At 66.8% G+C, this 26767-nt stretch carries 29 protein-coding genes; 11 read left to right on the forward strand and 18 right to left on the reverse strand.

Annotated elements, in window-relative coordinates; genetic code table 11:
• The first annotated feature begins 44 nt into the window (after nt 1-44).
• From AB0280_RS12250 to AB0280_RS12275, 6 genes are all read left to right on the forward strand, one after another.
• A complete protein-coding gene (locus tag AB0280_RS12250) occupies nt 45-1328 on the forward strand; it encodes an MFS transporter (protein ID WP_307490973.1) in 1284 nt (427 codons plus the stop codon).
• 138 nt (nt 1329-1466) lie between these two features.
• On the forward strand, nt 1467-2075 hold the full coding sequence (locus AB0280_RS12255; RefSeq protein WP_307490975.1) for a TetR/AcrR family transcriptional regulator: 609 nt from the start codon (nt 1467-1469) through the stop codon (nt 2073-2075).
• 289 nt (nt 2076-2364) lie between these two features.
• Complete coding sequence (locus AB0280_RS12260) at nt 2365-3564, forward strand: NAD(P)-dependent malic enzyme (protein ID WP_159629689.1); 1200 nt, start codon at nt 2365-2367, stop codon at nt 3562-3564.
• A gap of 102 nt (nt 3565-3666) precedes the next feature.
• Entirely contained in the window at nt 3667-4170 is a 504-nt protein-coding gene (locus tag AB0280_RS12265; protein WP_275181989.1) for a DUF456 domain-containing protein, read from the forward strand.
• A 40-nt stretch (nt 4171-4210) separates the two neighbouring features.
• Nucleotides 4211-4603: a nuclear transport factor 2 family protein gene (locus tag AB0280_RS12270; protein WP_366367370.1), complete on the forward strand. Its 393-nt coding sequence runs from the start codon at nt 4211-4213 to the stop codon at nt 4601-4603.
• Between the two features lie 56 nt (nt 4604-4659).
• The gene (locus tag AB0280_RS12275) at nt 4660-5637 is read left to right on the forward strand and encodes a hypothetical protein (protein WP_275181991.1); all 978 of its coding nucleotides are present in this window, start codon (nt 4660-4662) and stop codon (nt 5635-5637) included.
• An 11-nt stretch (nt 5638-5648) separates the two neighbouring features.
• Here AB0280_RS12275 and AB0280_RS12280 read toward each other — a convergent pair whose 3' ends face one another.
• Nucleotides 5649-6290, reverse strand: a complete 642-nt coding sequence (locus AB0280_RS12280; protein ID WP_255173671.1) for a LysE family translocator — start codon at nt 6288-6290, stop codon at nt 5649-5651.
• A 106-nt stretch (nt 6291-6396) separates the two neighbouring features.
• Here AB0280_RS12280 and AB0280_RS12285 point away from each other — a divergent pair, with 106 nt between their 5' ends.
• Complete coding sequence (locus tag AB0280_RS12285) at nt 6397-6852, forward strand: Lrp/AsnC family transcriptional regulator (RefSeq protein ID WP_082006995.1); 456 nt, start codon at nt 6397-6399, stop codon at nt 6850-6852.
• A 15-nt stretch (nt 6853-6867) separates the two neighbouring features.
• Here AB0280_RS12285 and AB0280_RS12290 read toward each other — a convergent pair whose 3' ends face one another.
• From AB0280_RS12290 to AB0280_RS12305, 4 genes are all read right to left on the reverse strand, one after another.
• A complete protein-coding gene (locus AB0280_RS12290; RefSeq protein WP_374114976.1) occupies nt 6868-7530 on the reverse strand; it encodes a hypothetical protein in 663 nt (220 codons plus the stop codon).
• Nucleotides 7527-8570 carry a WXG100 family type VII secretion target gene (locus AB0280_RS12295; RefSeq protein WP_366367372.1) on the reverse strand — a complete coding sequence of 348 codons (1044 nt, stop codon included), beginning with the start codon at nt 8568-8570 and terminating at the stop codon, nt 7527-7529. Before AB0280_RS12295 ends, AB0280_RS12290 begins: the two co-directional genes overlap by 4 nt.
• A gap of 54 nt (nt 8571-8624) precedes the next feature.
• Nucleotides 8625-9017 carry a hypothetical protein gene (locus AB0280_RS12300; protein WP_366367373.1) on the reverse strand — a complete coding sequence of 131 codons (393 nt, stop codon included), beginning with the start codon at nt 9015-9017 and terminating at the stop codon, nt 8625-8627.
• Between the two features lie 85 nt (nt 9018-9102).
• Entirely contained in the window at nt 9103-9579 is a 477-nt protein-coding gene (locus AB0280_RS12305; protein WP_307490983.1) for an Lrp/AsnC family transcriptional regulator, read from the reverse strand.
• A gap of 318 nt (nt 9580-9897) precedes the next feature.
• Between AB0280_RS12305 and gluQRS the strand changes: the two genes are divergently transcribed.
• The gene (gene gluQRS, locus AB0280_RS12310; protein ID WP_275181994.1) at nt 9898-10797 is read left to right on the forward strand and encodes a tRNA glutamyl-Q(34) synthetase GluQRS; all 900 of its coding nucleotides are present in this window, start codon (nt 9898-9900) and stop codon (nt 10795-10797) included.
• A gap of 9 nt (nt 10798-10806) precedes the next feature.
• Nucleotides 10807-11430: an HD domain-containing protein gene (locus AB0280_RS12315; protein WP_307490986.1), complete on the forward strand. Its 624-nt coding sequence runs from the start codon at nt 10807-10809 to the stop codon at nt 11428-11430.
• On the opposite strand, the gene AB0280_RS12320 is transcribed toward AB0280_RS12315, so the two are convergent.
• From AB0280_RS12320 to AB0280_RS12330, 3 genes are all read right to left on the reverse strand, one after another.
• Nucleotides 11397-11945, reverse strand: coding sequence for a flavodoxin domain-containing protein (locus tag AB0280_RS12320; protein ID WP_366367374.1), 549 nt, complete (start codon nt 11943-11945; stop codon nt 11397-11399). The genes AB0280_RS12315 and AB0280_RS12320 overlap by 34 nt on opposite strands.
• 77 nt (nt 11946-12022) lie before the next feature.
• Complete coding sequence (locus tag AB0280_RS12325) at nt 12023-13339, reverse strand: ATP-binding protein (protein WP_275181996.1); 1317 nt, start codon at nt 13337-13339, stop codon at nt 12023-12025.
• Between the two features lie 122 nt (nt 13340-13461).
• Nucleotides 13462-14409: an L-lactate dehydrogenase gene (locus AB0280_RS12330; protein ID WP_159629711.1), complete on the reverse strand. Its 948-nt coding sequence runs from the start codon at nt 14407-14409 to the stop codon at nt 13462-13464.
• Nucleotides 14410-14497: 88 nt separating this feature from the next.
• On the opposite strand from AB0280_RS12330, the gene ggt reads away from it, so the two are divergent.
• The gene (ggt, locus tag AB0280_RS12335; RefSeq protein ID WP_224023694.1) at nt 14498-16330 is read left to right on the forward strand and encodes a gamma-glutamyltransferase; all 1833 of its coding nucleotides are present in this window, start codon (nt 14498-14500) and stop codon (nt 16328-16330) included.
• 87 nt (nt 16331-16417) lie between these two features.
• On the opposite strand, the gene AB0280_RS12340 is transcribed toward ggt, so the two are convergent.
• The 9 genes from AB0280_RS12340 to AB0280_RS12380 all read right to left on the reverse strand — a co-directional run bounded on the left by AB0280_RS12340 (nt 16418) and on the right by AB0280_RS12380 (nt 25555).
• Nucleotides 16418-17932 carry an amino acid permease gene (locus AB0280_RS12340; RefSeq protein WP_275181997.1) on the reverse strand — a complete coding sequence of 505 codons (1515 nt, stop codon included), beginning with the start codon at nt 17930-17932 and terminating at the stop codon, nt 16418-16420.
• Between the two features lie 29 nt (nt 17933-17961).
• The gene (locus AB0280_RS12345; RefSeq protein ID WP_255173662.1) at nt 17962-19383 is read right to left on the reverse strand and encodes an aspartate ammonia-lyase; all 1422 of its coding nucleotides are present in this window, start codon (nt 19381-19383) and stop codon (nt 17962-17964) included.
• A gap of 7 nt (nt 19384-19390) precedes the next feature.
• Nucleotides 19391-20437: an asparaginase gene (locus AB0280_RS12350; protein WP_366367375.1), complete on the reverse strand. Its 1047-nt coding sequence runs from the start codon at nt 20435-20437 to the stop codon at nt 19391-19393.
• Nucleotides 20438-20467: 30 nt separating this feature from the next.
• Nucleotides 20468-21178 carry a FadR/GntR family transcriptional regulator gene (locus AB0280_RS12355; RefSeq protein ID WP_224023686.1) on the reverse strand — a complete coding sequence of 237 codons (711 nt, stop codon included), beginning with the start codon at nt 21176-21178 and terminating at the stop codon, nt 20468-20470.
• A gap of 41 nt (nt 21179-21219) precedes the next feature.
• Nucleotides 21220-21870: a DedA family protein gene (locus AB0280_RS12360; RefSeq protein ID WP_366367377.1), complete on the reverse strand. Its 651-nt coding sequence runs from the start codon at nt 21868-21870 to the stop codon at nt 21220-21222.
• A gap of 9 nt (nt 21871-21879) precedes the next feature.
• The gene (locus AB0280_RS12365; protein ID WP_366367378.1) at nt 21880-22638 is read right to left on the reverse strand and encodes a phosphatase PAP2 family protein; all 759 of its coding nucleotides are present in this window, start codon (nt 22636-22638) and stop codon (nt 21880-21882) included.
• A 79-nt stretch (nt 22639-22717) separates the two neighbouring features.
• Nucleotides 22718-23254, reverse strand: a complete 537-nt coding sequence (locus tag AB0280_RS12370) for a uracil-DNA glycosylase (protein WP_236560681.1) — start codon at nt 23252-23254, stop codon at nt 22718-22720.
• 209 nt (nt 23255-23463) lie between these two features.
• Nucleotides 23464-24345, reverse strand: a complete 882-nt coding sequence (locus AB0280_RS12375; RefSeq protein ID WP_366367379.1) for a cytochrome c oxidase assembly protein — start codon at nt 24343-24345, stop codon at nt 23464-23466.
• The gene (locus AB0280_RS12380; RefSeq protein ID WP_425328608.1) at nt 24332-25555 is read right to left on the reverse strand and encodes an HNH endonuclease; all 1224 of its coding nucleotides are present in this window, start codon (nt 25553-25555) and stop codon (nt 24332-24334) included. Before AB0280_RS12380 ends, AB0280_RS12375 begins: the two co-directional genes overlap by 14 nt.
• A gap of 258 nt (nt 25556-25813) precedes the next feature.
• On the opposite strand from AB0280_RS12380, the gene AB0280_RS12385 reads away from it, so the two are divergent.
• Complete coding sequence (locus AB0280_RS12385) at nt 25814-26326, forward strand: hypothetical protein (RefSeq protein ID WP_159629729.1); 513 nt, start codon at nt 25814-25816, stop codon at nt 26324-26326.
• 16 nt (nt 26327-26342) lie between these two features.
• On the opposite strand, the gene AB0280_RS12390 is transcribed toward AB0280_RS12385, so the two are convergent.
• A complete protein-coding gene (locus AB0280_RS12390) occupies nt 26343-26726 on the reverse strand; it encodes an RNA-binding S4 domain-containing protein (protein ID WP_142070227.1) in 384 nt (127 codons plus the stop codon).
• Between the last annotated feature and the right edge of the window lie 41 nt (nt 26727-26767).

Consider the following 26767-nt stretch of genomic DNA (forward strand, 5'->3'; position numbering starts at 1 on the left):
TCTGATCCCACCGCCAACCGGCCGTTTCAGGGGGAGCCAAACCAATGAGTGTGTCCAATACGCCCGCGCCGGACGGCACCTTCGCTGCCCAAACCCCGGCGGCAGCGCTCGCTGAACCGGTTGAGCGGGTCACTGCCCGCTGGGTGACCGGGCTGGTGCTGGTGAACGTGGGGATCAACGCCGCCTTCTTCGGCCCCATCAACGTCTTCATCGGCCAGCAGGCCATCAGCATCGATGCGCCTGCCAAGGAAGCCATCCTGTCCCTGGTCACGGCCTGCGGGGCCGCCGTGTCGCTGGTGGCCAACCCCCTCTTCGGTGCGCTGTCGGACCGGACCACCTCACGGTTCGGCCGGCGGGCGCCGTGGGTGCTGGCCGGGGCAGTGCTTGCCACCGCGGCGCTGCTGGCCATGTCCTTCTCGGGTGCCGTGGCGCTCATGGTTCTCTTCTGGTGCCTGGTGCAGCTGGGCGCAAACGCCGCCTACGCCGCCATCACCGCCGCCGTCCCGGACCGGGTACCCGTGGTCCAGCGCGGGGGAGTGGGCGGACTCGCGGCCATGGGCCAGACCCTCGGCATCCTCACGGGGGCGGTCTTCGGCGCCGTGGTCTCCGGGAACTTCATGGTGGGCTACTGGCTCTGCGCGGGTGCGCTGCTGCTCTCCGTCCTGCCGTACCTCTTCCACCGGAACGACCCGGCCTTGCCGAAGTCGGAGCTGGAGTCCTTCCGGCCCCGCGTTTTCCTCAAGGGCTTCTGGATCAGCCCCCGGCGCTATCCGGACTTCGCGTGGGCCTGGCTCACCCGTTTTCTGGTCAATGTGGGCAACCAGCTGACCATCGTCTACCTCCTCTTCTTCCTTCGCGACGTCATCCACTATGGGGATCCCGCCATGGGGGTGCTGGTCCTGACCGGCATCTATGCCGTGATGGTGATGATCACCGCCGTCGTCGCGGGGCCCTGGAGTGACAGGGCGGGGCGGCGGAAGCCCTTCGTCATCGGATCCTCCGCCACCATCGCCATGGCCGGTGCCATCATGGCGTTCTTTCCCGTGTGGCCCGGTGCGCTGGCCGGTGCCGCGGTCCTGGGCATCGGGTTTGGCGCCTACCTGGCCGTGGACTTTGCCCTGCTGACCCAGGTCCTGCCCTTCGCCGTCAGCCGGGGCAAGGATATGGGCGTCATCAACGTGGCCAACTCGCTGCCGCAGGTGGTTGCTCCGGCTTTGGCGCTCCTGGCCGTGAACTACTGGGGCGGCTACCGCACACTGTTCCTCACCGCTGCGGCAATTGGACTGCTGGGCGCGGTCTTTGTGGTGAAGATCCGGGGCGTCGACTGACCCCTTGGGGGCCTGAAGATAAGGCCGCTGACTAATTAGGTCACGTGCCTGTGCCGTATAGTTGAACCGGGCTGCAGGGCGGTACGGAAGTGGGGGCGCTCCTGGCCGCAGTCCCTACGACACAACCCCGGAATGCTGATGCCCGAGACTTTTTCAGACCATCCGCCCATGGCCGCCAGGCCTTCCGCTCCACGCCAGCGCCTCCGCTACGCACGGATCCTTGATACCGCTGCCGGGTTTGCCCGCACGGGGCTTGATGCCGTGGAACTCTCCCAGGTCGCAGAAAAAGCAGACGTGCCGCTGGGCACGCTCTACCGCTACTTTCCGTCCCCCACCCATCTGATGCTGGCGCTGTACCGGCAGCAGCTGGACGAGCTGCAGGCAGGTTCACGCGGCTCGTCCCCGCGCTTCCGGGGCCGCGCTCTTTCCGGCCTGCTGATGGAAATCTTCCATATGCGCGTCATGCAGCCCGCGGTGGAGCAATGCCTCAGCAGGGGCGTGTACCTGCCGGACAAAGACACCACGGACCTCCTGCGCGAGATCGACGCACTCAGCGAAAAGCTCGTGGCGGGCGCCTGCGGTGACGCCGTGGGAGCACGGGTCCTCCTCCTGACGGTCACTGGTCTGGTCCAGTCCGTGCGGAACCGCCGCCTGTCGCTCTTTGAAGCGGAGGAAGACCTCAAAAAGGCCTGCGGACGGCTGTCCCCGGGAGCCGAGGCCGCGTTAACAGTGAATCGATCGGCGTAACTGGTCTAGACCAAAACCTGATTAAATCCGCCATAATTACGTGATGCGGACCACATAAACCGCTGCCAAAACGTTTTTTCAGACGCCGGGGCTGTCAAGAGGTGCCATCCGGGCAGTTCGGGACTGCCTACCATGGAGGCACAGGAGCGGCAGGGCGGAAACATCCCCGGCGTTCCCACGGACCCGCCACCCCTGGGTTTCCTGTCGCACTACTTTTCCCTGCTGGGCCCGCTGCCGGGTTCCAGTCCCATGTGCCGTGCGCCCACGGCAAGCACCAGGAGACAACGACGTGTCCATTGACGCAATTACCGCCGCCGACAACTCAGCAGCCACTGCCCTGACCGAAGACGAGATCTTCAGCGCCCACCAGGGCGGCAAGCTGTCCGTCACCAGCACTGTTCCGCTGTCCAACAAGCGGGACCTGTCCATCGCCTACACCCCGGGTGTCGCCGAGGTCAGCCGCGCCATCCACGCCAAGCCCGAACTCGCCCGCACGCTGACCTGGGCCGAGCGCCTGGTGGTCGTTGTCAGCGACGGCACGGCCGTCCTGGGCCTGGGCAACATCGGTGCCAGCGCCTCGCTGCCCGTCATGGAAGGCAAGTCCGCCCTGTTCAAGACCTTTGGCGACCTTGACTCCATCCCGCTGGTCCTCAACACCACCGACGTGGACGAGATCGTCGAAACGCTGGTCCGCCTGCGCCCCAGCTTCGGCGCCGTCAACCTTGAAGACATCTCGGCTCCGCGCTGCTTCGAGCTTGAGGAAAAGCTGATCGAAGCCCTGGACTGCCCGGTCATGCATGATGACCAGCACGGCACCGCCGTCGTTGCCCTTGCCGCGCTCACCAACGCAGCCAAGGTGACCGGCCGCGGCCTGGAAGGGCTGAAGGTTGTGGTGTCCGGCGCCGGCGCGGCAGGAATCGCCGTCGCCGAAATCCTCCTCGCAGCCGGTATCACCGACGTGGTCCTGCTGGACTCCCGGGGCGTCATCAACAGCGGCCGGGAGGACCTGGCCGCCAGCCCCGGAAGCAAGAAGGCGGACATCGCCGGCCGCAGCAACCCCCGCGGCATCACCGGCGGCCCCGCCGAAGCCCTCGCTGGAGCCGACGTGTTCATCGGCGTCTCCTCCTCCAAGCTGGACGAGGCACACCTGGCCACCATGAACCAGGACGCCATCGTCTTCGCCCTCTCCAACCCGGACCCCGAAGTCCTGCCCGAGGTTGCCGTGAAGTACGCCGCCGTCGTGGCCACGGGCCGCAGCGACTTCCCCAACCAGATCAACAACGTCCTGGCGTTCCCGGGCATCTTCCGCGGTGCGCTCGACGCAGGGGCCCGCCGCATCACGCCGGCCATGAAGCTGGCCGCGGCCCGTGCCATTGCCGAGCTTGCCGCCGAGGACCTGTCGGCGGACTACATCGTCCCCAGCCCGCTGGACCCGCGCGTGGCCCCGGCGGTTACCGCCGCCGTCGCCGCAGCGGTGGAAGCGGAGTAGGACTCCTTTCCTCCGGAACCACGACGGCGGTGCCTCCTTCCCCGAAGGAGGCACCGCCGTCGGGCGTTAAGGCGCTGAACCGGGCCACCTAGACTGGGCATCATGAGCTCCGAGACCGTGGTGACCATCCTGTGCGGCCTGGCGATCCTGGTGGGGGTGGCCGGCACGATCATTCCCGTCCTGCCCGGGAGCGTGCTGATCGGTGTCAGCCTGCTGGCGTGGGCCATCTGGGGCGGTGCCGGGACGGCGGGCTGGGTGGTGTTTGCGGTGGCCATGATTTTCGTCGCCGCGGGAATGACGGCAGGTGCCGTCCTGACCGGCAGGAAACTCAAGCAGCACGCCATTCCCAGCCGCAGCATCGTGGTGGCCTTGGTTGCGGGAGTCGTGGGGATGTTCATCATCCCCGTGGTGGGGCTCTTCGTGGGCTTTGCTGCCGGCCTGCTGGCCAGCGAGTTCCTCCGCACGCGGAACTTTACGACGGCGGCGAGGTCCAGCTGGGCCGCCCTGAAGGCCACCGGCGTGGGTATGCTCGCTGAATTCGGGCTCGCCTGCCTTGCTGCCAGCACCTGGGTGATCGGCGTGTGGATAGCAGCCGCCAACGGGTGACGCCGTTGCGCGGGCACTGCGGCGCGGGTACAACCTAGGTATGACCCAGCCAGCTTCAGCAAAAGGCCGTGCGTCGGCAGAGGATCTTGTCCACGCCTGGATGGAAAAGTACCAGTCGGCCTGGAACAGCAACAGCGCCGATGACATCCGCGCCCTGTTCACCCCTGACGCGGTCTATGAAACCCGTCCCCACGATCCGGAACCCTGGCGGGGCGACGAGGGGATCGTCGAAGGCTGGCTCGCCGCACGCGACGAGCCGGCCGACTGGACATTCAGCTGGGAGCTGCTCGGATGCGACGGCAACACCGCCTTTGTCCAGGGCGTCACCGCCTACTCGGGCGGCCGCCCCACGTATGACAACCTGTGGGTCATCAGGTTTGACGGGTCCGGCCGGGCCTCCGCCTTTACCGAATGGTTCATGGCCAGGAACTGACTGCCCTGGGGCCCGGACTGGGGAGGGGGCTCTGAACTCACGGTTAGCATTTAAGGATGAGCGCCGGGGAGACTGCACCGATCTACTGGGACAGCCGCGATCTCACCCCTTTCGGACAGGCACAGCTGCGCACTCCGGTCCGTGATCTCGCCGGGGGAGTGGGTGGCCTGCTGACCGGTGTCCTGGGTGGGCGGAACCCCGCATTGCTGTCCATCGACGGCGAGGTGCCCCGGCTCAAGCGGCTGATGCCCAAGCCTGCCAAAGCGGTCCACGAAGCCGTCTTCACCAGCCGCGAGCCGGAACGGCTGATCACCCTGGCGCGCGCCTACCCCGGATGGGCCGGGCTCTGCTACCTGATGGCCGGGCTGCTGGTGTACAAACACGGCGGCTATCTGCGTGCTTCCGAGCTCCTTCAGCGGGGGCTCACCACCAGGAACGACGATGAAGCCAACAGGTACTCCTCCACCTACCTCACCAGGATCGTCACGCGGATCGAGCTGGCTGAGCGGGTGGAGATCCCCGTCCTGTTCAGCGAGGAATCGGTGTTCCTGGCCCTGGCCCACTCGCTGCGCGAGACCGGCCGCACCGAGGCTGCGCTCGACTCGCTGACCGGGCTGCCGCCGTCGCTTCCCATGGCCCTGGCCCGCTGCTCCCTTGCCCTCAGCCTGGGCCGAAGCCGCACGGTCATCGACTGGACGGAGGGACTGCTGAACGCGGACGACCTCTCCGCTGCCCTGCTGCTGGTCCGTGCCCGTGCCCTGCGGAGGGAAGGCCGGCTGGACGCGGCCCACCAGGCGATCGCCGAGGTCCTGCGCCGCCGCAAGACGCACCTTGCGCTGCGCAATGACGCCTTGACGGACCGGGCGCTGCTGGTCTTGGAATCGAGCCGACGCTCGCTGAATCCGCGCGACTGGGGACGCCGGCGCGGTGACCCTGAACCCCAGCGGGAGCTGGAGGCTCCGGCGCCCATCCGCAAGGATGAGGAAATGCGCCGGATCTGGGAGCAGGACTGGAGGGAACTCAGCGGGGATTAGGACCCGTTGGCCTATGAGTGGTTGGCCAGGAAGGGCAACAGTTGCTCGCCGAGCAGCACAGTCCCCAGGACCACCATGATGATGCCGCTGGCCAGGGTTACCGCGCGCGCTGCGCCGGGCCTGCTCTGCAGCAGCGTGCGCGACAGCAGGGCCACCACCGTATAGACCAGGCCCGCCAGCGCCACGAACGTCATGCCCAGGAGGCCCGACTGCACCGGCACGGGCAGCGACGCATCGGCGCTGACGAACTGCGGAATGAGGGCCACATAGAAGAGCAGGCCCTTGGGGTTGATACCGCTGGTGCCCATGCCCTGCAGGAAGGTGCGCAGCTGGGTTCCCGGCCCGACGGCGGCATCCGCACTGAAGCTCGCACCGCGCCAGGAGCGCAGGGTTCCCACCCCGAGCCACAGCAGGTACCCCGCGCCGGCCAGGGTTATCCAGCCAAGGACGCCGGGCATGCCGGCCAGCACGGCGGCCAGGCCGGCCACGAGCAGGGCGGTGTGCAGGACGTAGCCGCCGCAGAGCCCGGCCACCGCGGGCACGAAACTGCGCTGCCGGAGTCCGGCCGCGATGGTGTACGCCCAGTCCACTCCAGGCGTGCAGGCCAGGGCTGCGGCCACCACCAGGAAGGCCAGGAACAGCTGCGGATTCATCGGTTTCTCCTGTCGAACGTCTCTCAGGAGCAACCATAGGAAGAATGGCACCAAAAGTGCTGTCCCTTTTTCGCCCGCCTCGCAGCAGAGGCAGTATGTTTATTGCGTGCTGGACAACATCGACAGAAATATTTTGCGACACCTTCAGGAAGATGGCCGGATGACCGCCACCGCCCTCGCCTCGAAGGTGGGCCTGACCGTGGCGCCCTGCCATCGGCGGCTGCGGGACCTGGAGCAGTCCGGAGTCATCCGCGGGTATAAGGCGGACGTTGACCCCGCCGCGGTGGGCCTGGGATTTGAGGCAATCGTCTTCGTCACGCTCCGGCAGGTGGACCGGCCCACGATGGAGATCTTCGAGAACCGGGTGGCGGACAACCCGAACATCGTGGAGGCCCAGCGGCTGTTCGGATCCCCGGACTACCTGCTCAAGGTCATCGCGGCGGACCTGCCCGCCTACCAGCGCTTCTATGACACCGAACTCACATCGCTGCCCGGCGTCGAGCGGCTGACTTCAACACTCGTCATGAAGAACCTGAAGTCCAACGCCGGACCGCCGGTCTAGGCGTGGCCCGGCGGGTCAGGGTGCGGGGAGGACGTGGACGATGATCACCTGGGTGTCCTTGCTGCCGTCGTAGCGGAGATCGTAGTTCACCACCAGCCCGGTGCCGGTCCCGGGCGTGATGGAGAAGTCGCTCTTGGAGCCGGGGTCCGCCTGGGTGCTGCTGATCCATTCCTCGGCCGCATCCGCAGCTATCCCGTACCGCTGCACGCCGTCCCTGATCAGCTCGAAGTACTCCTCGGGTGAGCCGGCGGTGAGGAAGTAGGTCACCTCGCTGAAATCCGTGCGCGAGTCCGTGGTGTTGAAACGGATCCGGTCCGTTTCGGCCGTGATCTCACCGCTGGGCGCCAGGATGCTGAGGCTGATCTTGCCTAAGTCCCGGGTGTTGATCTCCGGGCCGTAGCTGTCCTTGGTGACCCGCACTGCCTCCTTCTCAAGGCGCCCCGAACTCATGTCCAGGCGGGCCGTCCGGCTGTTGCGGATGCTTTCCACACCGGCGGCGTCAAGTGTGGAGAACGAAGAGGTTTTCACGGTGCTCCCTGCAGAAGATGAAGTGGCGGTGGTGGGATCGGCCGGAGCCGGCGCGGCGGCCTGGCAGCCGGTCAGGACAAGGAGGGACATCAGGGCACTGGCGACGGCGGCACACCGCCCGGGTGCGGCGATGCGGTGGGTGGCAGTCACTGGTGGACCTCCGCGTCGAAGCCGTCAAGGAACCGGTCCATGATACCGGGAATATTGTTGGTGGGCCGGTATTGGGCCACCCTCCCGTTGAAATCGGAACCGATAATCTGTGCAGCACCCTCGGGGTCCGTGGCCAGAAGGTGCTGGTAGGCGGGGAGGGTGTCCTGCCTGATGAGGTTCCAGCGCTGGTCCGCGTTGGCGATGTTTCCGTCCGGGAAGCCGGTGGTGAAGTCGGTGCGGAACTGGGCGGGATTGTCCCAGCTGGTGAAGGGGATGTTTTCCGGCCCCGGGCTTTCCACGCTGAAGGTGTAGGGAAACACCTCGGGGTAGCTCCTGGCTCCCGGGATGGATGGTTCCCCGGCGAGCGTGACCATGTACGTAACCGCTTCGCCTCCGGGGTGGCTGCGCATGGCGTCGTAGTCGTCCGCGATGATTTCGTTTTGTTCGCGGTAGAGGAGTGTGGTGTTGCCCTCGCGAACCTGGCTGGGATCGCCGGAATCGATCTGCGCCCACGCGTTGGCCGTGGCCTGGTCGATGGCGCCCGAGTCGCGAAGACGGTTGATCTCCGCGATGCCGCCGTCCATGTACGCCTGGCGCTGGCGGGCTTGGTCCAGGAAGATTTCCTTGTTCATGTCCAGCATGCTGGTCTCATAAAAACGGATTTCGTCGTCCGTCATGCCTGCGAGCTGTTCCAGCTGGTCAAGGACCGGGAGCGGGATGTCAGAGGCGGGGTTGTCGGTGATTTGCTGGGCCAGGTCCCGCAGCATGGCCATGTCCCGGAAACCGCCGGCGAAGGACGGGCCAATCATGTTGGCCATGCCTGCCCACTGCAGATCGGGATTGGCAAGGTAGGCGCGGCCGTAGAAGTCATAGACCTTGGCGATGGTCTCCCAGTTGTATTCCGTGCCCTTGGACGTGTCCCAGTCGGCTGGATCGATGCCCATCGCCAGCATCGCCTGCCCGTTCCAGTAGTCGTTGAGGAAGTCCTGGTACCCCTTGGAGCTCTTGCTGATGAGGCCCGAGTCCGCGGCGGCATCCATGGCGGCTTTGGCAGCTTCAGGGTTTGCCTGGGCCCACCGGCGGAACTCGTCGCTTTACAGGTAGGCGCGCCGCTCGGCAGGCGTCATGGCGGTGAGGATATCCGTCAGGTCCTGCGCGCTTGCCCCGCCGGTCCCGCCAGCCCCGCCGGCTCCGGACCCGCCGGCGCCGCCCGGACCGCTGGTGCTTGCCTTCTCTTGTTCGTCCGCATTGGCCAGGAGCGTCCTGGCTGCTGATTCAAGCCCTGACGTGGCCGACCTCAGCAGTTTCGCGTGCGATGCCGTCCACTCGCTGCGGAACCTGTCGCCGTCGCGCCCTTTCCAAAGGCCGGAGCCGATGCTGCTGCCGAGCTGCTGCCCCAGGGCATTAAGCCGGTTGGCGCCGGCTGACAGCTCCTTGGCCAGTTGCCGCAGCTGCGCCACATCCGCGCCGTAAAAGTTCCCCGCCATGTTGTCCCCCTGTTGGCTCTTCCGTGCCAGCCTAGCCGGGCAGCCTGCGGGCGGCGATGGGGAGAGGTTCCCTGTGGGCCGCCGGCTATTCCGGCCGGCCTTTCAGGAGCCCGGTGGTCCGGTATGGGATGACCTCGCGAAGGAACATGCTCGTGGAGGTACGGACAATGCCCGGGCAGAGCCGGATCTCCTCGGACACCCGGTACAGATCGTCCGGGCTCTTGGCCACCACGCGGATCAGCAGGTCGGTGTCCCCGGCAGGGGCATGGCATTCCAGCACTTCCGGGATGTCGCGCAGCGCCGCGATGGCCTCGTTGAGGTGGCTCTGGTCCAGTTCAGCGCTCACGGCGGCGGCCACGCCGCGGCCCAGTGCCGCTGGGAGCACCCGGCTGCTGTTGGGGCGGAGGGCTCCGGATGCCGCCATCCGCTCCAGCCGGCTTTGGACGGTTCCCCGGGCAAGGCCCAGGCGTTGCGCGAGCACCATGATGGGAACCCGGGGATCCTCGTCAAGGGCGCTGAGGATGCGCCGGTCGGTGTGGTCCAGTTCCTGCAATCTGATCATTTCCTGTCGCTGGGAACTCCATGGATTGGTCAGTCTGACCAACTGAAGTACTGGTGGTTGTCCCAACTGTAGGGTGTCTGCTGAAATAGTGGCAACAAGGGCAAAAGCTACCGCTGGTTCCCCGCAGGCTACAGGTTCCCCGGCACACCACCCGGCCCCTGGACACCGTTTCCCGCAAGGAGGCTGCCGCTGATTGAGGCTTGTTCACACCACGCTCATTCTGCAAACACGGCAAGAGCCCCTGAGCTACCGACGCCCGGTTCCCGGAAGTCATCGGTAGCTGAGGGGCTCTTGTGTGCTTCCGTCTAGGGTTGTTCCATGACTTCCGCCGGCCGCTTTGCCCCCAGCCCATCGGGTGAACTCCATGTCGGGAACCTTCGAACCGCAATCCTCGCCTGGCTTTTCGCCCGCTCCACCGGCCGCCGATTCCTGCTGCGGGTGGAGGACCTGGACCGCGCCCGCGCCGGTGCGGAAGCCGTGCAGCTGCGTGACCTGGCGGCGGTGGGCATCACCTGGGACGGGGAGGTGGTGCGACAGACCAGCCGCGGACCCATTTACGCCGAGGCGATCAACCGGCTTCAAGCGGCGGGGCTGACCTACGAATGCTTCTGCACCCGCCGTGAAATCCAGGAGGCGCCGTCCGCGCCGCACGCTCCACAGGGGGCCTACCCCGGCACCTGCCGCAACCTGGACCGGGCAGAGCTCGACTACAAACGGTCCACCCGGCCGGCGGCCATCCGGCTGCGCGCCGACGTTGATGACTACACGGTGCAGGATGTCATGCACGGGACGTTCACCGGCGTCGTGGATGATTTCGTGCTGCGCCGGAACGACGGCGTGACCGCCTACAACCTTGCCGTTGTGGTGGATGATGCCGCGCAGGGCATTGACCAGGTGGTCCGCGGCGACGACCTGCTCCCGTCCACGCCCCGGCAGGCCTACCTGGCCTCCCTCCTGAATATTCCCGTACCGGAATATGTGCATGTGCCCTTGGTGGTGAACCGCGACGGCGTGCGGCTGGCCAAGCGCGACGGCGCGGTCACGCTGGCGGACCTTGGCCAAGCCGGCGTAACAGCCCGGGAGGTGCGGAACCTGCTGCTGGAGTCCCTGGGATTGCCCGCCGGAACACTGGACCAGGCCCTGCACGCCCTCGACCCGGCACAGTTGCCCCGCGAACCCTGGGTGTGGCCAGGGATGGAGCGTCCGCCGGCTGGCTAAGCTTGGTGGATGTCAGACGAGCAGATTCCGGCCCAGGGCCGGACGCCAACATTCACGGTGGAAACCGCCAAAGTCCTCGCCGAGGTGGCCCACAACCGGCAAAAGGACAAGCTGAAGCGGCCCTACCGGGACCACGTCCTGGCCGTCGGAGATGCCCTGGCGGACTTCGACGACGAGATCCGGATCGCGGGCTACCTTCACGACATTGCCGAGGACACGCCGATGACACGGCAGGCCCTGCTGGAGATGGGCGTCCCTGAGCGCTCCGTGGACATCATTGAGCGCGTCACCAACCGGTTGCACAGCAACCCCGACGATTACCAGTCCGGCATCCGTGAGATCGCCGAGGACCATGACGCCGCCTTGGTCAAGATCGCCGACAACGCGCATAACTCGCTGCCTGAGCGTGTCGAGGCGCTGGCGGCGAAGTGGCCGGACAAGCCTCCGGTGACCAAGTACCGGGATGCCCGGCCCGTGCTCTATGCCGCCGTGGAGGTGGACGAGGTCCGGAAGATCCTGGCGCGGGCCAATCCCTGGCTGCTGGAGGAATTCGACGCGCAGCTGGACGAGGCGGACGACACTGACTACGAGAACCTCCGCTACGACACCGGACCCGGATTCCGCTCCATGTAGACCAGGAACTCCTCCGCGAACCGGCGGACGCCGTCCCATTCCGTATAGATGTAGTCCCGGCCGGTATCGGTATCCGGGCTGCCCTGGCTGCTGACGATCTTCTTCATCATCGTGCGCTTCAGGAACCCGTACTGGGTGTAGAGGAGTGCACCGCCGAACATCGCCACCTTGTCCGGCCGCCAGCCGGTGCCGTCCTCGAATTCCGCGACGTACTTTTCCGCGTCCTCCGGGTCGCCATGGGCTGAGAGGCTGACCGAGAACAGGGCGTCCGGCATATTCTGCAGGGCGGGCAGGTTCCTGCGGACAAAATCGGCCACGTAGCCTTCGTGTTTTCCGGCATGGACCGAGGCGCCCACCATGACGGCGTCATAGCCGTCCGGGAGGTCGTGGTCTGCGTGCTTGAGGTCCAGTGTGTCGGCCTGGTGGCCATGGGCCTGCAGCACGTCGGAGATGTAGTCGGCGATGCGGGCCGTCTGGCCCTCCGAGGTTCCGTACGGGATCAGGATCTTTGCCATGGGCACCACTTTGGCGGTGCGCAGCAGCCGGGCAAAGAGGCAAAGGTCCCCCACGCCCCGGCCGGAAGGCCGGCAGGCTACACCCGTCCCAGGGCTTCGATGTCCTCCAGGAAGTCCGCCTGCACCTCGGCGCTCACGGTCGTCCGGGTATCACCAATGGCGTCGAGGTAGTCCTGGGTTGAGGGACCCTTCCGGACCGCCTCCCGGACCGAAACGTCGCCTCCCGAGGCCAGCCCGCCGTCGTCGTACACTGCTTTCTCCAGGGCCCGCTGGGACGCGCTGCGGGCGGCATACTCAATGTCCGCCGGCGAAAAGCCCTCCGTGCGTTCCACCAGGAGCTCCACGTCAACGGCGTCCACCACGGCCGCGGGAATGAACCGCTGCCACATCGCCTCCCGCGCCTGCCGGTCCGGCAGCCCAATGGGAATGACGTAGTCGAACCGGCCGTGGCGCAGGAACGCCGAGTCCAGGGCGCGGATGAAGTTCGTGGCGCAGACCAGGAGCCTGCCGGGCTGTTCGCGGAACGCGGGGATGATCTTCAGCAGCTCGTTGGTGACGCCCTGCAGCGGCGACGGCGGATCCCCGGCCCGCTGGGACGCGATCTCCTCCACCTCGTCGATGAACACCACGGCGTGCTCCAGCTCGGCGATCTCCAGGAAGGTTTCGCGGAGCGCGCCGGCAAGCCCCTGGGGATCGCCGGCCAGCCGGGAGGGGAACACTTCCACGAACGGCCATTCGAGCCGGGACGCGATGGCCTTGGCGAAGGTGGTCTTACCCGTGCCGGGCGGGCCGAACAGGACGACGGCGCGCGGCGGCACCACGCCGAATTCATCAGCCAGGTCCGCTTCGGCGAGCGGAAGCACCAGGCGGCGTTCGAGCAGTTCCTTTTCCTTGCGCATGCCGGCCACGTTTTCCCACAGGTCGCGGGCCAGGACGCGGCCGCCGAGCTGGCCGAGGGCGCCCAGCTCCTGGCGCTGGACCGGGATGGTGCGTTCGAAGTAGCGGAGGTTCTTCTTGAGTGCGAAGCCGCGGCCCAGGAAGGCCTCCACCCGGGTTTCGGATTCCGGCATCAGCGCCGAGAGCTTGTTCAGGCCGTGCGGGGCCATGCGGTTTTCGACGGCGGCCAACAGTGAGGTGCCGATGCCGCGGCCGCGGTACTCGGGCAGGGTGGCCAGGAACACGATCCAGCCCTGGTCGTGGGCGGCACGTCCGACGGCGGCGCCCACCACCTGCTCACCCAGCACCGCCACCACGGCGTGGTCCTTCTCGCAGGAGGCGAGGACCTCGGACAGGGCGTAGACGGGCTCGACGTTGTTGGCCTTCAGCGTCTCCCACAGGTGCAGGATGCCGTCCAGGTCAGCCGAATGGAAATCCCTGATCCGCCAGTTGGTCATGGGTCTACTCCTGTTGGTTCGTCGTTGAGCCAGCCGTGTTCGGGTCAGCGTTTGGCACCTGGAAGTGAGCTTATGCGAACCCGTCGCCCGGGAGGGTTGCGGCGGCGTTGCATGACGTCCTTTCAGAGGCCCAGCGCGTCCATGGTGTGGCGCAGGGTGTCCGCGGAGTGCCGCAGTGCCGCCAGTTCGCCGTCGTCCATGGGCGTTTCCAGGACGCGGTGCACGCCGCCGCGGCCCACCACGCTGGGCAGGGACAGGGCCACCCCGGAGATCCCGTGAAGCCCCGACAGGACGGTGGAAACCGGCAGGACGGCATTGTCGTCGCGCAGGAGCGCCTCCACGATGCGGGCGCCGGACAGGCCGATGGCGTAGTTTGTGGCCCCCTTGCCGGCGATGACCTTGTAGGCGGCCTGCACCACTTCCGTGGCAGTGCCGGCGAGGTATTCGGGCGTGAAGATCCGCTCGCCGCCTTCTGTCCACTCGCGGATCGGCACCGGGCCAATAGTGGCGCCGGACCAGAGCGGGAATTCGGTGTCGCCGTGCTCGCCCACCATGCTTGCGTGGACGCTGGAGACGGAAACCCCTGCCCGGCGGGCCAGCAGCCAGCGCAGCCGGGACGTGTCCAGAACGGTGCCGGAGGAGAATATCCGTTGCGGGGGCAGTCCGGAAATACGCTGGGCCGCCACCGTCAGGACGTCGCACGGGTTGGTCACCAGGACGTAGACGGCGTCCGGTGCCCGCTCAAGCAGCGGCGGCATCAGCTGTTCCAGGATCCGCACATTGGTGCCGGCCAGGTCCAGCCGGCTCTGGCCCGGGTTCTGCTTGGCGCCGGCCGTGATGACCACGACGTCGGCGCCTTCCGTGACAGCGATATCCCCGCCGCCCGCAACCGTGGCCGACGCCGCAGCGAACTGGCTGCCATGGGCAAGGTCCAGGGCTTCCGCCTCCGCCTTGGGCGCGTTGACATCGAACAAGGCGATGCTGCTGGCCGAACCACGAATCAGTGCCGCGTATGCCAGCGAAGTGCCGACGCTGCCGGCGCCCACCACCGCGAGTTTGGATCCTGGCATGATGCCCTTCCTTCCCGGAGTCGTTGAGTGTGTCCTACCCGAAGAGTAGCGTGGCCCACATCACTCAACATCCCCTTTAGGAGCCACCATGCCACATCTGGGACGCCGGCTCGCAGCTGTTACTGCGGCGCTGGCGATGAGCGTCACCACGGGGGCCATCAGCCCCGCTTCGGCCGATCCGCGGCAGACAGACAAGGACCCCACGGCCACCGGCTACGGCGGCGCGGTCAGTACGGTGGACCCGGAAGCATCAGCGGCAGCCATCGAGGTCCTCCGCAAGGGCGGGAACGCGGTGGATGCGGCCGTTGCCGCGGCAGCCACCCTTGGAGTCACCGAGCCGTACAGCGCCGGGATCGGTGGCGGCGGCTATTTCGTCTACTACGACGCCAAGTCCGGGAAGGTCAGCACCATCGACGGCCGGGAAACGGCGCCGGCAGGAATCAAGCAGGATGCCTTCATCGATCCCGCCACCGGCAAGCCGTACCGGTTCACCCCGGAACTCGTCACCAGTGGCGTCTCCGTGGGCGTTCCCGGTACGCCCGCCACCTGGGAGCGGGCACTGGAACGCTGGGGCAGCATCAGCCTGGGGGACGCACTGAAACCTGCCATCAAGGTGGCAGACCGCGGGTTCGTGGTGGATGAGACGTTCCGCAGCCAGACCGCAGACAACCAGGCGAGGTTCGAGGCCTTCACCTCCACCAAGGACCTGTACCTGCAGGGCGGCAAGCTGCCCGAAGTGGGCTCGGTCTTCCAGAACCACGACCTCGCGGACACCTACCGCCTGCTGGCCCGCAAGGGCATGGGCGCGTTCTACACCGGCCCGCTCGCGGAGGAAATCGCCAAGACGGTCCAGAACCCGCCCAAGTCCCCGGACACCAAGCTCCCCGTCCCCGTGGGTTCCATGACCACTGATGACCTGGCCGGCTACGAGGCCCTGGACCAGGACCCGACGCACGTGAACTACCGCGGCTATGACGTTTACGGCATGGCACCTTCAAGCAGCGGCGGCACCACGGTGGGGGAGTCGCTGAACATCCTGGACGTGTTCGACCTGCCGGCACTGAAGAATGACCAGCCGGCCGTGCTGCACCACTATCTGGAGGCCAGCGCCCTGGCCTTCGCGGACAGGGGAAAATATGTGGGTGACCCCGCCTTCGTGGACGTGCCCACCGAAGCGCTGACCGATCCCGTCTTCGGCAAGGAACGCGCCTGCGAGCTTGACCCCAACCATGCGGCACCCAAACCCGTGAAGCCCGGCAACGTCACCTCCTACGACGGAAGCTGCCCGGCGGAACCGGCCGCGCTCGCCGATGAGAAGGACACGGAGAACATCTCCACCACCAACATGACCGTCTCGGACAAGTGGGGCAACGTGGTGGAGTACACGCTGACCATTGAACAGACCGGCGGCTCCGGCATGGTTGTTCCCGGCCGCGGGTTCCTGCTCAACAACGAGCTCACCGACTTCTCCACGGTTTACAGCGCCGAGGACCCCAACCGGATTGAGCCGGGCAAGCGGCCGCGGTCGTCCATGTCGCCCACCATCCTGCTCGAGGACGGCAAGCCGTTCCTGGCACTGGGCTCCCCGGGCGGCTCCACCATCATCACCACGGTCCTGCAGACCATCGTCAACCGCATTGACCTGGGCATGAGCATCCCGGATGCCATTGCGGCCCCCCGGGCTTCCCAGCGGAACACCGAGAAGGTAACCGCAGAGCCGGCGTTCATCGACAAGTACGGCCCGGCCCTGACGTCCCGGTTCGGCCACATCCTGACGCCGTCGGGTGACTCGTTCACGTCCGCCTCGGAGATCGGGGCCGCCACCGCCATCGAGTTCCTCGACGACGGACGGACCCTGGCCGCAGCCGAGCCGGTCAGGCGCGGCGGCGGATCAGCCATGGTGGTCAAGCCGTCCAAGTGACGGGGTGAGCCACCTTTAAACCCCGACGGCGGCACTTGGGTTCCGGACTTCCAGAACCCAGGTGCCGCCGTCGGACGTTTAAGGCAGTTACTTCTTGAAGGTGTCAGCCGCCGCGTTGGCCACCACCGGGGACGTCCCGGTGAAGCCTTCGCGGGTTTCGGCGATTTGGCGGATGCGGTGGCGGCAGGCGTACCAGCCGAGGACCATGAGGACGGACGCGATGGCGGTGACGAGCATGGTCAGGGGTGAGTCGATGAAGACCATGATGAGGACGCCGACGAGGAAGAGCAGGGAGAGGTAGCCGGTGTAGGGGGCGCCGAACATCCGGAAGGAGGGGCGTTCGACCCAGCCTTTGTCGGCCCAGCGTTTGAGCTGGATCTGGCAGAGGACGATGGTGGCCCAGGTCATGATGATGCCGACGGAGGCGATGTTCAGGACGATTTCGAAGGCTTCGGCCGGGACGAGGTAGTTCAGCGGGACCCCGAGGAGGGAGACGACGGCGGTGATGGCGATGCCGCCGTAGGGGACGCCTGCTTTGTTCATGCGGGAGGCGAATTTGGGGGCCGAGCCGTTGACGGACATGGAGCGCAGGATCCGGCCGGTGGAGTAGAGCCCGGCGTTGAGGGAGGACAGGGCTGCGGTGAGGACCACGAGGTTCATGATGACGTCCACGCCCTGGACGCCGATGGAGCCGAAGAACGTCACGAAGGGGCTGACGCCTTTTTGGTAGGAGGTGAAGGGCAGCAGCAGGGCCAGGAGGATCACGGAGCCGACGTAGAACACGGCGATGCGGAAGACCACGGAGTTGATGGCCTTGGGCATGATTTTTTCGGGGTTTTCGGTTTCGCCGGCGGCGGTGCCGACGAGTTCGATGGAGGCGTAGGCGAACAGGACGCCCTGCATGAGGATGATCATGGGCAGCAGGCCGTTGGGGAAGATCCCGCCGTTGTCGGACAGGAGGCTGATGCCGACCTGCTGGCCGTCGACGGGGGTGCCGAAGATGACGAAGTAGGTGCCGATGATGAGGAACGCGACGAGGGCGGCGACCTTGATCAGGGCGAACCAGAATTCCATTTCGCCGAAGACTTTCACGGAGACCAGGTTCAGGGCCAGGACCACGACGAGGGCGGTCAGTGCCCAGGCCCACTGCGGGACATCGGCCATCCAGGGGACGTAGTTGCCGAAGAAGTGCATGTAGAGGGCGGCGGCGGTGATGTCCACGATGGTGGTGGTGGCCCAGTTGATCCAGTAGAACCAGCCGGAGACGAACGCGGCTTTTTCACCGAAGAATTCACGGGCGTAGGAGACGAACGAGCCCGAGGAGGGCCGGTGCAGGACCAGTTCGCCCAGGGCGCGCAGGATCAGGAACGCGAAGAACCCGCACACCGCGTACGCGATGACCAGGGACGGGCCCGCGGCGTTGAGCCGGCCGCCGGCGCCCAGGAACAGGCCGGTACCGATCGCACCGCCGATCGCGATCATCTGGATCTGCCGCGGCTTCAGGTTCTTGTGGTAACCCTTGTCCTCCGCGTGCAGGGAGGTCTCGGACGCATGCGCGTGACCACCATCAATCAAGTGGTCTGGAAGGGGAGTATTAGTCATGGGGGTGTCCTTCGGGGAGCAGTTGGGGACTACTTGCTGAGGTTTGCCAGGCGTTCGGGGCTCAGGAGTTCCTGGAGCTGGGCATCGGTGAGGAGCCCATGTTCCAGGACCAGCTCGGCCACGCCCTTGCCGGTGGCAAGTGCTTCCTGCGCGATGGCCGTGGCCGTGGCGTAGCCGAGGTGGGGGTTCAAAGCGGTGACCAGGCCGATGGACTGCTCCACGGTGCGGCGCAGGTGGTCGGTGTTGGCGGTGATTCCACGGATGCAGCGGGCCGTAAGGGTGCGGCAGGCTGCCTCGAGGTGGGAGATGCTCTTGTGGAGGCTGTGGACAATGATCGGTTCGAACGCGTTGAGCTGCAGCTGCCCGGCCTCGGCGGCCATGGTGATGGTGACGTCGTTGCCGATCACCTCGTAGGCCACCTGAGAGACCACCTCCGGGATGACCGGGTTGATCTTGCCGGGCATGATGGAGGAGCCGGACTGCACGGCCGGCAGGTTGATTTCACCGAAGCCGGCACGCGGGCCGGAGGAGAGCAGGCGCAGGTCGTTGCAGATCTTGGACAGCTTCACGGCAACGCGCTTGAGCACGCCGGACAGGTGCACGAAGGCGCCCACGTCCTGGGTGGCTTCGATGAGGTCCACGGCGGTCACCAGGGGCAGCCCGGTAATCTCCGCCAGGTGCCGGCAGGCTGTTGCGGCGTAGCCGGCAGGGGCGTTCAGGCCGGTGCCGATGGCGGTGGCGCCGAGGTTGATCTCGTGGATCAGCAGCTCGGCCTCCGCCAGTCGCAGCCGGTCCTCGCCGATGGTCACGGCGTAGCTGCCGAACTCCTGGCCCAGGGTCATGGGCACGGCGTCCTGGAGCTGGGTGCGGCCCATCTTCACCACGGTGCGGAATTCCAGTGCCTTGGCAGCGCAGGCATCCTCGAGTTCTTCGAGGGCTGCCAGCAGTTCCCGGGCGGCGAAGATGGTGCCCAGCTTCACGGCCGTGGGGTACACGTCGTTGGTGGACTGGCTGAGGTTGACATGGTCGTTGGGGTGCAGCCGGGCGTAGTCGCCCTTGGGGTGTCCCAGGATTTCCAGCGCCCGGTTGGCGATGACCTCGTTGGCGTTCATGTTCGACGACGTCCCGGCACCGCCCTGGACGACGTCCACCACGAACTGGTCGGCCAGGCGGCCGGCCATGACGTCCTGGCATGCCTGCTCGATGGCGTCGGCGCGTTCGGCGTCCAGCAGGCCGAGCTCGCGGTTGGTGCGGGCGGCGGCCAGTTTCACGGCGGCAAGCCCGCGGACCAGGTGCATGTTGGAGGACAGCTTCTGGCCGGTGATGGGAAAGTTCTCCACGGCGCGGAGCGTGTGCACGCCCCAGTAGGCGTGCACGGGCACGTCCCGGTCGCCGAGGAGGTCGTGCTCGGACCGGACCTGTGCGGGTGCGGCGGTTTCGATGGTGGTCATGGTGTCCTTACAGGGCTTCGTTGACGGGTGCGGACAAGTGATTCAGGAAGTCGGTGGCCAGCAGCCGGCCCACCTCGTGGCCGCCGCCCAGCACCGGGGCCGTGGCGATGCCGGCAAGCGGCTCCGTCTCCACGCCCAGCGCCTCCAGCAGGCGGACGGTGGCGGGCATCCGGGCGCGGTCGCCGCCGTCGGAAATCTTGACGGCCACGGCACTGCCGTCGGGCAGGCCCACCAGCTGCACGCCTTCAAAGCCGTCCTTGGCCACGGCACCGGGAAGCAGGCGCATCAGCCCGGTGACGTCGCGGCCGTCCCCGGCCACCATCCCGGGGTGCTGCTGCATGGCGAGCCCGACGGCGGCTTCCGGGCTGCCGTCGTCGTCCGCTGCAGCCTTGGCGATCCGGCCGAAGGCGCGGGCCATGCCGCGCAGCGTGAGGGCGAACAAGGGAGTGCCGCAGCCGTCCGTGCTGACGGCGGCCGGCTCCTCGCCGGTGAGGTCGGTGACGGTCCGGGCCACCAGCTGCTGCAGCGGATGGGAGGGATCGAGGTAGCCCTGGACGGGCCACCCGTTGATCAGGCAGGTGGCCACCATGGCAGCGTGCTTTCCGGAGCAGTTCTGGGTGATCCGGGTAGCGCTGCCGCCGGTGCGGAGCCAGTCTTCCCGTTCGGCCGTGCCGTAGGGCAGGTCGGTGCTGTTCTCCAGGTCCGTGGGGGCGAGCCCGTGCAGTTCGAGGATGCGCAGCGCGCCGTCGCGGTGTTCTGCCGCACCTGAATGGCTTGCCGCGGCCAGTGCCAGGAGGTCGGCGGGAAGCTCAAGGCCGGCGCGGACCATGGCCACTGCCTGGAGGGGTTTGAGCGCTGATCGGGGGTAGAACGGTGCCAGGGGGTCCCCTGCCGATGCCGCCACTGTGCCGTCCGCCGCGAGGGCAAGCGCGGAGCCGTAGTGGACACTTTCCACGAGGCCGTCACGGACGGCGGCGACCAGTGGGGTGTGCTGCGGCAGGGAGAGCCCGGCCGGGGCAGCAGTGTGGGCAGCAGAAAACACGGGGGATGGCATGGGGTCCTTGGGAGGGTTGGTTGGATCTTGCTAGCTGTTGAGGATGGAGTCCAGGGCGACGCCCACGGCCTCCAGGTGGTGGGCCATGGCGGCGCGGGCCTCTTCCGCGGAGCCTGTCTCGATGGCGGCAAGGATCTGCTGGTGCTCAATATCGGAAGCATGTTGGCGGTCTGCCACCATGTTCAGGGTCTCGGATTGATGCGCCAGCGCGTCCCGGATGTCAGCCACGACGCTTGCGAACACTTTGTTGCCGCTGGCGCGGGCGATGGTGGCGTGGAAGGTGGAGTCCAGGGCTACCCAGGATTCGGGATCCGTTTCGGTTGCCATGGCACCCATGATGTGGCGGAGGGTGTCCAGTTCCTCCTCCGTTCGACGCTCTGCGGCCAGTCCGGCGGCGGGAATTTCGATGTGGGGGCGGGCTTCGGTAAGGTCGCGGGCGGAGTACTGGCCCAACGTGAGGTCGTTGGCTACCTTGCTGGCAATGACAAAGGTGCCCTTGCCGGTCCGGGTGACCGTCAGGCCCAGGGCGGTGCAGGAGCGGAGGGCTTCCCGGATTACCGAGCGGCTTACTCCGTACTGCTGCGAGAGGGTGGCTTCCGAGCTGAGTTTGCTTCCCACCGGGATGCCGCCCGATTCGATGTCCTGGCGGATGGCGTTGAACACCGCCTCGGCAGCGCTCAGCCGGGCAAGGGGACGGAACGATGCAGGCTGTCCTGCTGTCCGGCTGTCTGACAGGTTCACGCCTTAAATATGGCACTGGTCACAGTTGCTGTCAAACCCTTCTATGAATTCGGGCCCTTGTCCCGCCCTTGGCTGGCCGGGCGCCGCCGTTGCTGCCGCCGTCGTGAACGGACATGCCAGGCGATGAGCGCCGCCACCGCCACTAAGGCGATCACGACGGCGAGGTCCCGGCCCACTGCCTGGGCGACGGTCTCGTAGGAGTTGCCGGCGAGGAAGCCCAGCAGGACGAAGCCGATGCCCCAGGCCACGCCGCCCGCAGCGTTGTAGGCGATGAAGCGGCCGTAGGGCATCCGGGACGTGCCGGCCAGGGCGGGCATGACGGCGCGGAAGAAGGCGGTGAAGCGGCCCAGGAACACAGCGGACCCGCCTCTACGCCGGAGGAAGTCCTGCGCGTTTTCCAGCCTCCCGGAGTGGCGGGCCAGCAGCCTCGTCTTCATAAGCCGGCCGCCCAGGTGCTTGCCCACCTCGTAGCCCACGCTGTCGCCGATGACGGCCGCGCACACCACCAGGGCCATCATGGTGCCCAGCTGCACTTCGCCCCGGCTGGCCACCACACCGCCGAGGACGGCGGCGGTTTCACCGGGGATGACGAAGCCCACGAACAAGGCGTCCTCCGCGAACACCAGGCAAAAGACGGCGATGTACGCCACAAGCGGGCTAACGTTCAGGAGTCCGTCGATGAAGCCCGTCATGGCAGTGGATCAGGCCTGGGGTGCCGGGACGGGGCCCAGCTTCGCCAGGAACGGTATGCGGGCCAGCAGCACCAGGCCAAACCGGTTCCACAAGCCCGTCAGGAACGCCGCGCCGGTGGCTGCCGTGAGGAAGGACGCCGTGACGTCGGTGGGGTAGTGCACACCCAGGTAGACGCGCGAGAATGCGACGGCAACCGCCACGACGATCCCGAGGATGGCCGCGGGCCGCTGCCACTTGGTGCCGCGGGCCAGCAGGAAGACGGCGATGGCCAGCGCGGAGGCCAGTGCCACGTGTCCGCTCGGGAAGCTGTCCGTGCCCGGTTCGGGGATCAGCGGGTTGAACAGGGCGGTGGAGTCCGGCCGGTGCCTTGCCACGAGTACTTTGAACAGTTCGCTGCTGACCCAGCCTCCCGCAGCGACGAGCCCTGTGGCAACCGCGTTGACAGGACTCCGGCGTACCAGCAGCAGGTACAGGCACAGGGCGGCGATCATCAGCACGCCCCCTGCCGGGCTGAACACCACATTGATGAACATGGCCACACCCGTCAGCGGCGCCGTGTGGTCATGGCTCAGCTCGGCATCCACGGACATGTCCGCGGACGTCAGCGCCGGAATGAACCGCAGGGCCAGGCCTGCGGCCACGATCAGGACAGCCGCCGTGACCGGCACGGCAATCCAGTGCCGTAGCTGGGGCAGGGCCGCCATGCGTACGGCTGCAGCCTCTGCTGGGGATGCCGCCCCGGGGGAGCGGTTGGTGTGGGACGTCAAGGTTCAGCCTGGTTCTTTCGCCGGTCCGGGTACCTACGAGTATGCGCCCGCGTGGCTGAAAGAACCCTGTGACTTTCCCTTACAGGTGCTGGATGCCCGCCCGCTGCATCGCGTCACGGTAGGTTTCGACGCTCTTGGCGAGAAGCTCTTCCTGCTTGGCCTCGGAAACAGCAAAGGCCCTGCCGCCGAGGGCGGAGGCCTTGTAGATCTTGATGCCGCTGTTCTTCAGCGATGAGTGGTAGGTCTTCTCAAAGAGGGTCAGGAATGTGGACGCGTCCGTGCCGTGCGCGATGATGGCGGAGACCCGGGAATTGATCTTCAGGAACTGGCGGAACGGGCGGAGCCCATCGGTCTTTTCCTGGACACTCAGCGCAGAGGGGCTGCCGCTCTCACGCACCCACGGGTAGGCATTCCACGGCATGACGTAGCGGGGGTCCAGCTCGGCCAGCTCATAGATCTGCGTGGCGCGTCGGGCAGCTTCGTCGTCGTTGTTGTGGGAGACGAACCCGGACTCGGTCCCTTTGCCGGGGCTGGCCTGGAGGCTGATGATCCTGCATTCGTCCTCGTCGTGGACGGGGTCGATATAGGGGACAGTGGAACCAGGCTTTTTTTCCATCAGCTCATCGCAAAGTTGGGTTACCTTCGCGATATTCGGTTCCTGTAGCAGGGCCTTTTTTTCGTCCCAATCAATCGTCACGATTTCTCCCTTGGCAGCGAGGCGTCCAGAATCAGGCGTCCTATGTCACTCTACGCTTCCCCGGGAAAGGGTGGGCACACCGAATTCCGCACTACCCTTCCCGGCGCCGGGCAGCGGGCGCGGGATGGTTACTGCCGCCCACGCAGGTGCTGGTTCTGAAGTTCGTCGAGCTGCTCGTCGGTGAGTTCGTCGAAGGCGCCTGCTTCCCTCTTGTCGCTGCGTGAGAAGCGGATGAACATGAGGATGATCAGCGGCAGGTCCAGCACCTCGCAGATGAACCACAGCAAATTTCCGGCGAACTGCTGGTCCTGGAGAGCGTCCCGGAACCACCATTGGGGGTTGGGAACGGACATCACGTGGTCGAGCACCTGGCCGTTGAGGCTCAGCAGGATGCCGGGGACCGCATCGATCAGCAACTCGATGAACACGAACATGAATTCAAGGGTCAGGTAGGCGCTGGAGCGCTGGAAATCGGACTCTTCGATGATCGGCAGTGCCATCAGCATGCCCAGCAGCGGCACGCCAACTGTGAGGAGGGCGCCTGCCACGGGGTCGGTCCGCAGCGTGAAGAAGGCCGGCGTGAGGAACGTGGAGAAGAGGGCCAGTCCCAGCAGGGGCGCGCCAAATGAATTGCTGACGAACCGTACGGGCCTGCTGGACAGGACCTTGTCCAAGGCTGTTGTGCCCTTGGCCGGCAGTGCTGCCCGCGCGAGGGTTAGCGGTTTGCCCAGGCCGATCAGCAGCGGGACGACAAAGAGCAGCAGGGATATTTTGATGGTGAAGGCCCACCGCTGCTGCGCTCCGTATACCCCAGTGAACCCGCAGGTGAGGATGATGAATGAGCCCAGGCCCAGGACGTAGAACGCCACCGCCCGCCACACTGGCCATCCCTGACCCCGGCGCGCGGCTGACCGTATTCCCCAGCCGTACAGAATGCCGGCCACGGCGGCGAAAGCCGCGGCGGCCCAGTCGAACTGCCAGGAAGAAACAAGGATCTCAAGGGGTGGCACGCGCCAAGGTTAGCCCCCGTTCCTGAGAGCCGCATGACCGTGTGCCTCCTGCAGGTGGGGTGCCGGGGAGTGGTGGTGCTGTGGAGTGGTAGGTGTGGCCCGTGGGGGTGGTGGTTGCAACCGTATGCCGTGGGCCGGGGATGGTTTGTGCGGCCCAGCCTGGGGTTTCTTTGGTGTGGTTGCAGGCTTCGCAGAGGCCTTGGCCGTTTCCGGCGGTGGTGGGTCCGCGGCGGTGCCAGGGGGTGACGTGGTCGTGGTGCCTGATCGGGGCGTCGCAGTAGGGGGTCCGGCAGGTGTCGTCCCGGATCTGCAGGAAGCGTTTCAGTGCTGGCGGGAAGAGCCGGGCTGTGGAGTCCATGGCCACCAGTTCGCCGGTGCCGGGGGCGGTGTAGAGCCGGCGGACCCAGAGGTTGAGGTCGGTCTCACCAGCGATGGTTCGTGCCTGTTCGGCGGGGATGGTGCCGTAGCCGGGCAGCCGTGCGGGTTCGGCGCCGGCCTGCAGGAGGGTGTGGTCGGTCATGACGAGCTGGATCTGGACCCCGTTGATCCCGCCGGGGGTGCCGGTGACGCGTTCGACGAGGGTGTCCGCCATGACCTGGCCCCGGGACCGGTGATCCCCGTTCGAGCGGGCGGTGTCGGCGTCCCGGCATAGCGCGGCGTAGGCGGCGACGCCTTGGGCGGCGGGGAGCAGCGCGGTCAGGTAGGTCATGGTGTCCGGGGCCGGGCGCAGGCTCACGCACCGTTCGCCCATGGCCCGGCTGGCGCGCTTCGCGACCGAGGCGGGGTCCCGCCGGTACGCGGCGGCGCGGACCGCGGCGATGATGGCCCTGTCGCCCAGGCCGTTCAGGGCGCCGGTGTCGGCGGCGAGTTCTTCATCCACCCCCGCCCGGTCCGGGGCCGACAGGCAGATGGTGTCTTTCACGATCAGCGTGGCCCGCCACTCGCTCAACAGGCCGGTCCGGAACGCGGCGAACGTGTGCGGCATGCCGGTGAGGGTTTTGGCCAGGCCGAGCAACCGGGAACCCCGGGCGGGGGACTCACGCCGGGCCAACGCGATCTGCGCCGCGACCCCGGCGCCCCGCTCGTCAGCCGGGACCCCGGCCTCGGCCTGCTCCCGCCGCTGGGATAAATCAAAAGCGACAGCGGTATCAGCCTGCCGGGCACCGGCCAGGGACTTCAGATCCTCCAACCCACGAATCTGCTCGATCATGCCCGCACTATCCGCAGGGACCGGGACGCGGGCGAGCAGGTCCAGGACATCCCCAATGGAAGGTGCGGCGGGCGGGTATGGCGTGGGACCAACACTGGAAGGTTCGGCGCACCGCACCCCCTGTTGTACTGCCGCCGATTCCAAAACCGCTTCCATAGCCAAAGTCTTCCAGCAGGGTGTGACAATCCCGGCCACCCAAAGTCCCTATGTGGAAAACGCAAACGCAGCAATGGCCCGTGCCATGCGGTTCAATGAATTATGCAGTTCACCAGGAAGGGCCTGAAGGTCGAAGGCTTCGCCGGATTCCGGCCTATCCGAAACCTCGAAACCATGAGGATTCCGCAGGGCACAGGCCTCTTCGCCGTCGTTGTGCCGGAAGACTTCCAGGCGCGCTTTCTCACGAAAAGCACCGCCGGAGTCTTCAAGAAGAAGGACCCTTCCCTCCCCGAAGCCGTGTTGGCCACCGAATGGGTGGACGCCGCGGTCGTTCTCTACTTGGGAAAGGCCGGACCCGGAAGCAAGGGTAACCGGGGGCTTCGGCGCCAGATCCAGGAGTTCGTTGACTTTGGGCAAGGAAAGCCGCCCGGCCACTGGGACGGGCGGCTTGTCTGGCAGCTCGCTGACGCGGAATCACTGGCCGTTGCGTGGAAGGAACTTCCGGCCGGCCAGCTGAGCAGCGCGGAAGCGGGTTACCACGCTGCCTTTGTGGAGGAATATGGCCGGTTGCCGTTCGCCAACCTGGTGCAGGCACGCACCAAGGCGGGTGCCTGACGCGGCAGCACGTCCGCTAGGCAGGGCCCCGCAACCGCTCCATCTCGCGGCGGTCCTTCTTGGTGGGCCGTCCGGCGCCCCGGTCGCGCTGCGGCAACCCAAGCGCCGGAAGGACGGGCCGCGGGGGAGTGTGGTCGGTGAAGCAGTGCGACGCAGCCTCGGCCCCCACGCGTTTGGCAATGAGCCGCCGCACCTCAAGGATCCGCTCGTAGCCTGGCATGCGGACCGTGACGGTATCACCGGTCACCAGTGTTGCCGACGCCTTGGAGGGATTGCCGTTCAGCCGGACATGCCCTGCGCGGCAGGCTGCAGTGGCGGCAGACCGGGTCTTGTAGGCGCGGACGGCCCACAGCCACGCATCGATTCGGACACTGGCGGGAGCGGATGGGAGGCTGGTCATAATTGGCACCGAGTATAGCCCCAGGGGGTGCCGCCCCGGGA

The organism is Pseudarthrobacter sp. 902506025 (assembly GCF_040702325.1).
GTDB lineage: Bacteria > Actinomycetota > Actinomycetes > Actinomycetales > Micrococcaceae > Arthrobacter.

Excerpts from the sequence above, each read along its gene's own strand:
- AB0280_RS12250 (WP_307490973.1), top strand. The coding sequence starts at position 45 with ATGAGTGTGTCCAATACGCCCGCGCCGGACGGCACCTTCGCTGCCCAA.
- AB0280_RS12255 (WP_307490975.1), top strand. The coding sequence starts at position 1,467 with ATGCCCGAGACTTTTTCAGACCATCCGCCCATGGCCGCCAGGCCTTCC.
- AB0280_RS12265 (WP_275181989.1), top strand. The coding sequence starts at position 3,667 with ATGAGCTCCGAGACCGTGGTGACCATCCTGTGCGGCCTGGCGATCCTG.
- AB0280_RS12270 (WP_366367370.1), top strand. The coding sequence starts at position 4,211 with ATGACCCAGCCAGCTTCAGCAAAAGGCCGTGCGTCGGCAGAGGATCTT.
- AB0280_RS12275 (WP_275181991.1), top strand. The coding sequence starts at position 4,660 with ATGAGCGCCGGGGAGACTGCACCGATCTACTGGGACAGCCGCGATCTC.
- AB0280_RS12280 (WP_255173671.1), bottom strand. The coding sequence starts at position 6,290 with ATGAATCCGCAGCTGTTCCTGGCCTTCCTGGTGGTGGCCGCAGCCCTG.
- AB0280_RS12295 (WP_366367372.1), bottom strand. The coding sequence starts at position 8,570 with ATGGATGCCGCCGCGGACTCGGGCCTCATCAGCAAGAGCTCCAAGGGG.
- AB0280_RS12300 (WP_366367373.1), bottom strand. The coding sequence starts at position 9,017 with ATGGCGGGGAACTTTTACGGCGCGGATGTGGCGCAGCTGCGGCAACTG.
- AB0280_RS12305 (WP_307490983.1), bottom strand. The coding sequence starts at position 9,579 with ATGATCAGATTGCAGGAACTGGACCACACCGACCGGCGCATCCTCAGC.
- gluQRS (WP_275181994.1), top strand. The coding sequence starts at position 9,898 with ATGACTTCCGCCGGCCGCTTTGCCCCCAGCCCATCGGGTGAACTCCAT.
- AB0280_RS12315 (WP_307490986.1), top strand. The coding sequence starts at position 10,807 with ATGTCAGACGAGCAGATTCCGGCCCAGGGCCGGACGCCAACATTCACG.
- AB0280_RS12320 (WP_366367374.1), bottom strand. The coding sequence starts at position 11,945 with ATGGCAAAGATCCTGATCCCGTACGGAACCTCGGAGGGCCAGACGGCC.
- AB0280_RS12325 (WP_275181996.1), bottom strand. The coding sequence starts at position 13,339 with ATGACCAACTGGCGGATCAGGGATTTCCATTCGGCTGACCTGGACGGC.
- AB0280_RS12330 (WP_159629711.1), bottom strand. The coding sequence starts at position 14,409 with ATGCCAGGATCCAAACTCGCGGTGGTGGGCGCCGGCAGCGTCGGCACT.
- ggt (WP_224023694.1), top strand. The coding sequence starts at position 14,498 with ATGCCACATCTGGGACGCCGGCTCGCAGCTGTTACTGCGGCGCTGGCG.
- AB0280_RS12340 (WP_275181997.1), bottom strand. The coding sequence starts at position 17,932 with ATGACTAATACTCCCCTTCCAGACCACTTGATTGATGGTGGTCACGCG.
- AB0280_RS12345 (WP_255173662.1), bottom strand. The coding sequence starts at position 19,383 with ATGACCACCATCGAAACCGCCGCACCCGCACAGGTCCGGTCCGAGCAC.
- AB0280_RS12350 (WP_366367375.1), bottom strand. The coding sequence starts at position 20,437 with ATGCCATCCCCCGTGTTTTCTGCTGCCCACACTGCTGCCCCGGCCGGG.
- AB0280_RS12360 (WP_366367377.1), bottom strand. The coding sequence starts at position 21,870 with ATGACGGGCTTCATCGACGGACTCCTGAACGTTAGCCCGCTTGTGGCG.
- AB0280_RS12370 (WP_236560681.1), bottom strand. The coding sequence starts at position 23,254 with ATGGAAAAAAAGCCTGGTTCCACTGTCCCCTATATCGACCCCGTCCAC.
- AB0280_RS12380 (WP_425328608.1), bottom strand. The coding sequence starts at position 25,555 with ATGATCGAGCAGATTCGTGGGTTGGAGGATCTGAAGTCCCTGGCCGGT.
- AB0280_RS12385 (WP_159629729.1), top strand. The coding sequence starts at position 25,814 with ATGCAGTTCACCAGGAAGGGCCTGAAGGTCGAAGGCTTCGCCGGATTC.
- AB0280_RS12390 (WP_142070227.1), bottom strand. The coding sequence starts at position 26,726 with ATGACCAGCCTCCCATCCGCTCCCGCCAGTGTCCGAATCGATGCGTGG.